The sequence below is a fragment of the Rhizobium sp. PRIMUS64 genome (assembly GCF_023006465.1).
GTDB lineage: Bacteria > Pseudomonadota > Alphaproteobacteria > Rhizobiales > Rhizobiaceae > Rhizobium > Rhizobium leguminosarum.
The window spans coordinates 1-5,758 of the sequence record NZ_JALBGX010000229.1; the positions used below are offsets into that span (position 1 = coordinate 1).

Sequence of the window (5,758 nt, forward strand, 5' to 3'; positions counted from 1 at the left end):
CGGGAGCCGGCTCCGTGGACGGAGCAGGAGCGGCCGGTGCAGGGGTGGGTTCGGTGGAGGGGGCCGGAGCAGCCGGTGCAGGCGCAGGCTCGGAAGCGGAAGGAGCGGGCGCTGCCTGCGCCAGTTCCGTGACGCGGCCATCCGTGTATGGCTTGTAAGGCGAATGCGCGGCGACGTATTCGGCGGTCACATCTGCAAGATCCGGGCCGAAATCATAGGCGTTCTGGCCTTCCTTAAAGATCGAATAACCGTCGCCGCCGGCCCGCATGAAGTTGTTGGTCGCGACCTTGTAGGTCTTGGCCGGATCGATCGCAGCGAAATTGTCGCCGTCCTTCACCTGCACATCGCTGACACGGCTGCCGACGGGCTTCGACTGGTCGAAGGAGAATTTGAGGCCAGCGACCTGGGGGAAACGGCCGGCGCCCTGGTCGATCTGGCTGACGCCGTTTTCGAGCGCCTTGACGACGTTTGCGCCGGTCAGCTCAAACGTGGCGAGCGTGTTCTGGAACGGCAGGACGGTGATGACCTCGCCCTGGGTGACCTCGCCGCCATCGATTGAAGCACGCAGGCCGCCGCCGTTCTGAACGGCGATGGTGACGCCCTGATTCTTGGTGCGATCGAGCATGGCATCGGCCACCAGATTGCCCATCGAGCATTCCTTGACGCGGCAGACCTTGCGGTCGCCTTCGATCGGGCTTTCGGAAGAGCCGATCACCTTCTTGCGCAATTCCTCGATCGGCTTTGCCAGTTCGGCAATGCGGGTGATGACGGCCGGATCGGGCGTAAAGGTGGAATCGATCAGGATCGGATCGCCCTTGGCATCCTTGACGACGCCGCTATCGTCGAAATTGACGACAAGGTCGCCGAGATACTTGCTGTAGGAGGCGGCCTGGACGACCGGCACTTTATAGCCGCCGGGATTGTCGACCATCGTCGGGTAGGGGCCTTCGGCCTTGGGGTCGGTGTTGGAGAGCAGGCTGTGGGAATGGCCGCCGACGACGATATCGACATCCGGGATCTTGGCGATCAGGGCGAGATCGCGGGGATAACCGACATGGGTCAGCGCGATGATCTTGTTGACGCCCTGGCCCTTCAGATCCTGAACGGCTGAAGTAATGGCCTGGACGTCATCGGCGATCGTCACGTTCGGGCCGGGGGAGGAAAGCTCTGCCGTATCATTGGTGACGGCGCCGACGATGCCGATCTTCTGGCCGCCAACATCGAGCACCAGCGAGGGCTTGATACGGTCGCCGAGCTTGGAGGCGGCTGTCGCCTTGACATTCGCCGTTACGACGGGGAACTGCACCTTGTCGAGGAAGGTCGCAAGCCCGTCCTCGCTGTCGTCGAATTCATGATTGCCGACGGTCATGGCGTCGAACTTCATCAGGTTCAGGAATTCGGCTTCGGCCGCTCCCTTGTAGGTCGTGTAGAAGAGCGAGCCCTGGAAATTGTCGCCGGCATTGAGGAGGAGGACGTTCTTGCCCGATAGCGCCTGACGACGCTGGTCGATCGCGGTCTTCAGGCGGGCGGCGCCGCCGAAGCATTCCTTCTTGCCTTCCTCCTCTGCCGAGCAGGTGGAGTCGAACTTGTTGATCGATTCGATGCGTGAATGGAAATCGTTGATATGAAGAATATTGAGTTCGTAATCCGCAAAGGCGGCGCCCGCGCTCAGCGCCAGCATGGACGCGGTCAAAAGACCGAAGCTGAAAGACTTCGTCATCCCTGTTCTCCTGATTGAGGCGAAGGATCCCCCTTGATCCTCGCCGATCCCTTTCATCGTGCGCCGGGGCGGTTTCCCGGCGTGCGGATGTTCCATCAGACGATGCACAACCGCAAGAGAAAGCTGGGCCAGGCGAGGCGCTTTCCAAGGGGGCAGGGTAAAAAAGCCGGGTTGCTTATCCCCGGCATTCGCCGTCGGCGGCGTATCGGTAGAGTTCGTGCACGGCCTCTGCAATATTCGGGACCATGGCGAGCGCGATGATCAAGCAGAGAAGGGAAACAAGGCGATGAAAGCGCCGGCCGGCCCGATAGGCAAGGAGCGCGCCTGCACCATAGATCAGAATTGCCGGCACGGCGAAGATCAGCACCTGCAGCGGCCCGTCGCAATCGGGGGCGGCGATGCCCTGGGCACGATAGACGTTGACCGGCAAGGCGACCGCAACTGCCGCAAGCGGCATTGCGAGCAGCAGGATGAGATAAGAGGCGAAGGCCCGCATGGTGTGCTTAGAGCCTTTCCGGGTTAGATTGAAACATTCTGCCGGAGCAGGTTTTCGTCAGGCAAAGGCGATTGGCGAAGGGCATACCCTTGGTACGTCCGAGCCGATCGCCTCTGCCCTGGCGCCAAGATGCCCGGCCCTTCGGGTTGGCTGAAACGGGCCGGCTGATCGACCGGCCGGCTTGGCCGTAGAGCTTGGCTACGACGCGCCCGACCATCCGACTCCGTTTGAGCCAACAGAATGCTTAATCTAACCCGGAAAGGCTCTAGCCTATCGCCTCATTTTTCAGCCGCGGCGGGAAAGCGTGAACTGTGCGCCGGAATCGGAGGTGCAATTGAGCTGGCTCGGGTTGACGAGGGCGCAATTGACCTTGGACTGGGTCTTGCGCACCAGCGAGGTCATGTTGATCTCCACCAGGGTCGGTGAGGTATTGATATAGGTACCCGAGGCAAGAAGCTGGTTGCTGTCGGTCGTGCGGGTGGTGAAAGTACCGCCCTGGAAGGTGGAAACGATGCCGTTCGGATCGCTCCAGTTGCCTTCGACGCCGGTAGCGGCGGGCGCGGTTGCAACCGGCAGGCGGCGCGGCTCTGATGAAACGCAGGCGGCAAGAGCAGCCGCTGCACCGACAAGAACGAGACCAGTTCTGATTTTCATAAGGCTTCTCCCGGCGAATCGGCGCGGCGGACACCCGCCAAGTTCGGGCAAAAGATGGCGCGCGCCCGGCATGAAGGCAAGCCTTGGAAGGGCAGCGGGCGGCATTTAGACAGCCGGCGTTACAAAAATGCCCGCCTTGCGGCGGGCATTGTCAAAGCCGTACAGGCGATCTCAGCGAACGAGAATGTTCCTGAACTGCCACGGATCCTTGGTGTCGATATCCTCGGGGAAGAGGCCCGGACGGCCGTCGAGCGGGGTCCAGTCGGTGTAGTGGCCCTCGACCGGGCCGAGATAGGGCATCTGCACTTCGAGGCAGCGCTTGTAATCGATCTCGTCGGCTTCGACGATGCCGGCATTCGGGTTTTCCAGCGCCCAGACCATGCCGGCGAGGACGGCTGATGTGACCTGCAGGCCGGTGGCGTTCTGGTAGGGCGCGATGCGGCGGGTTTCTTCCAGCGACAGGCGCGAACCATACCAGTAGGCATTCTTCTCATGGCCGTAGAGCAGGACGCCGAGTTCGTCGATGCCGTCCTCCAGCTCGTCCTCATCGAGAACGTGGTGGACCGGCTGCGGCGTGCCGCCATTGCCGAACATCTCATGCAGCGAGAGCACGGCGTCGTTGGCCGGATGGTAGGCATAGTGGCAGGTCGGGCGGAAGGTCACTTCGCCGTCCTTGTCGCGGACCGTGAAAAAGTCGGCGATCGAGATCGACTCATTGTGGGTGACGAGGAAGCCATATTGCGGGCCGGGCGTCGGGCACCAGGTCCGCACGCGGGTGTTGGCGCCCGGCTGTTCCAGGTAGATCGCCGCCTTGTTGCCCTTCTTGTGCTTCTTGGCGTTCTTCGGCATCCATTCTTCATGCGTGCCCCAGCCGAGTTCGGCCGGCTGCAGGCCTTCAGAAATGAAGCCTTCGACCGACCAGGTGTTCCAGAAGACGTTGAGCGGCTTCGGATGCTTGGTACGCTGGGTATCGCGCTCGGCGATGTGGACGCCCTTGACGCCGAGCTTCTTCATCAGCTTTGCCCAGCCTTCGCGATCGTGCTGGTCCGGTTCCTCGAATTTGAGGCCGGTATCGTTGGCAAGGTTGACGAGCGCCTGCTTGACGAACCAGGAGACCATGCCCGGATTGGCGCCGCAGGTGGAGACGGCGGTGGCGCCGCCCGGGTTCTTCGCCTTTTCCTTGCGCATGGTTTCGCGCAGCGCATAGTTGGTGCGGTCGGCATTGCTCATGCCCTTGTCGAAATAGAAGCCGAGCCAGGGTTCGACGACGGTGTCGATATAGGGAACGTCGAGTTTGCGGCAGAGCTTGATGATGTCGAGCGAGGAGGTGTCGACCGAGAGGTTGACGCAGAAACCCTGGCCTTCGCCTTCCGTCAGCAGCGGCTTCAGCAGTTCCTTATAGTTGTCCTTGGTGACATATTCCTTGATATGGCGAACGCCGTGCTTCTTCAGGATCTCCATGTCGGAAGGCTCTTCGCGCGGGTCAATGACGACCATCCGGCTCTTGTCGAATTTGAAATGGCGCTCGATCAGGGGCAATGTGCCGCGGCCGATGGAGCCAAAGCCGATCATCACGATCGGACCGGTAATTTCGGCATATACCGGATAATTCTGTTCCGTCATTCTTTTCTCCTGTGGAAGGGGACGAAGGCGTTCAGCCAGAGAATTGTTTTGAAATTGCCGCAGAGAGTGCGAGGTGACCGGCTCTAACCATAAAACGACGTCACAATAAAGAGCATTGAGGGGGAAAGGCCAAATATCGAGCGGCGATAGAGGCCGGCGAAGCCGTCCTGGGATCGGCAGCCAGCATGGCTTGGCTTAACCGATGACGGTGCCCTGGTGGAAGAGCATGCGCCAATGCCCATCCTCTTCCAGCCGCCAGATGGAACTGCGCAGCGTTTGCCTTTCGCTTTCGTCGACATCCGTGTAAATGGCGCGATAGGTGACGAGCGCGATATGCTCGGCAAGTCTTTGGGTTTCGAAATGCTCGCCGCGTGACGTTCCCGTCCGATGCTCGGCCAAAAGAGCGGGCACGATCATATCGAAGGTATAGAGCCGTCCGGAACTGCCGATTTCCCGGAAATCGCGAGAGAGCAGCGCAGTCAGCATCTCCCGCGAGGCGCAAACCGATGGGTCGAAGAGTTTTTCCTCGAGTTCTTTCAGATGGGCGGCGAGATCATCCACAATCGGCTCCTGCAAATTCAGCGCTTCAGGATTTCCAGTCCTTCGACCGCCGTCGTCACGGCTAGCTCGGTGATTTCGTATTCGGCGACGCCGTGGATGGTGAAGGGATCGGTGGCGACATAGGCCTCGACCGCGGCGCGATCGCCGATTGCGAGGATGACACCGCCGGTGCGCGGCACCTTGCGGCCGGAGGCGAGAAACCAGCCCTTGGCATACCCCTCCTTCGCCCAGGCCATGTGCGGCTCCATGTGCCTGTCGGCTTCATCGTTGGATTTTACATAGGTGAGCGAGAGAATGAACATGGTCAGTTCCTGACGAGGTTTGCGCGGATCAGGCCGCGCAGCGAGTTGCCGATATAAAGCGTGCCGGCATCGAGATCGGCAAGCGCGAGGCGGCCGACGCGGGCCTGGCGCCGGCAGATGAGCTCGGTGCGCAGCACACCGGCGAGCAGGCCGCAGGAGATGGGCGGGGTGCGCAGGATGCCGGTTCCGTCGTCCAGGAAGATCGAGGTAATGGTACCCTCGCAGACTTCGCCGCGCTCGTTCAAAAGGATGACCTCATCGGCCTCATCAGGCCGATATTCGGCCCGCGCGGCCTCGTAGACGGCGCGGCGCGTGGTCTTGACGCGCAGCAGCCTGTCGGCGGAATTCAGACGGGTTTCGGCGAGGCGGGCGATCCAGGTCGTATCGGGCGCCAGCGGGAGG

General features: G+C 61.4%; 7 protein-coding genes. All 7 read right to left on the bottom strand.

The genetic code is table 11. The features are described 5' to 3' along the window. A partial coding sequence (locus MOV76_RS38000; protein WP_247266493.1) for a bifunctional UDP-sugar hydrolase/5'-nucleotidase occupies nucleotides 1–1,720 on the bottom strand: 1,720 nt, incomplete at its 3' end. Nucleotides 1,721–1,895: 175 nt separating this feature from the next. Beyond that, the gene (locus MOV76_RS38005) at nucleotides 1,896–2,216 is read right to left on the bottom strand and encodes a hypothetical protein (protein WP_028734971.1); all 321 of its coding nucleotides are present in this window, start codon (nucleotides 2,214–2,216) and stop codon (nucleotides 1,896–1,898) included. A gap of 285 nt (nucleotides 2,217–2,501) precedes the next feature. Continuing rightward, entirely contained in the window at nucleotides 2,502–2,870 is a 369-nt protein-coding gene (omp10, locus tag MOV76_RS38010; protein WP_018243526.1) for an outer membrane lipoprotein Omp10, read from the bottom strand. Between the two features lie 171 nt (nucleotides 2,871–3,041). Beyond that, nucleotides 3,042–4,493: a homospermidine synthase gene (locus MOV76_RS38015; RefSeq protein ID WP_018243525.1), complete on the bottom strand. Its 1,452-nt coding sequence runs from the start codon at nucleotides 4,491–4,493 to the stop codon at nucleotides 3,042–3,044. Nucleotides 4,494–4,688: 195 nt separating this feature from the next. Continuing rightward, nucleotides 4,689–5,054: a DUF4440 domain-containing protein gene (locus MOV76_RS38020; protein ID WP_247266494.1), complete on the bottom strand. Its 366-nt coding sequence runs from the start codon at nucleotides 5,052–5,054 to the stop codon at nucleotides 4,689–4,691. A gap of 17 nt (nucleotides 5,055–5,071) precedes the next feature. After that, a complete protein-coding gene (locus MOV76_RS38025) occupies nucleotides 5,072–5,356 on the bottom strand; it encodes a YciI family protein (protein WP_247266495.1) in 285 nt (94 codons plus the stop codon). Nucleotides 5,357–5,358: 2 nt separating this feature from the next. Continuing rightward, on the bottom strand, nucleotides 5,359–5,758 hold a 400-nt coding region (locus MOV76_RS38030; RefSeq protein WP_247266496.1), incomplete at its 5' end, for an aminotransferase class IV.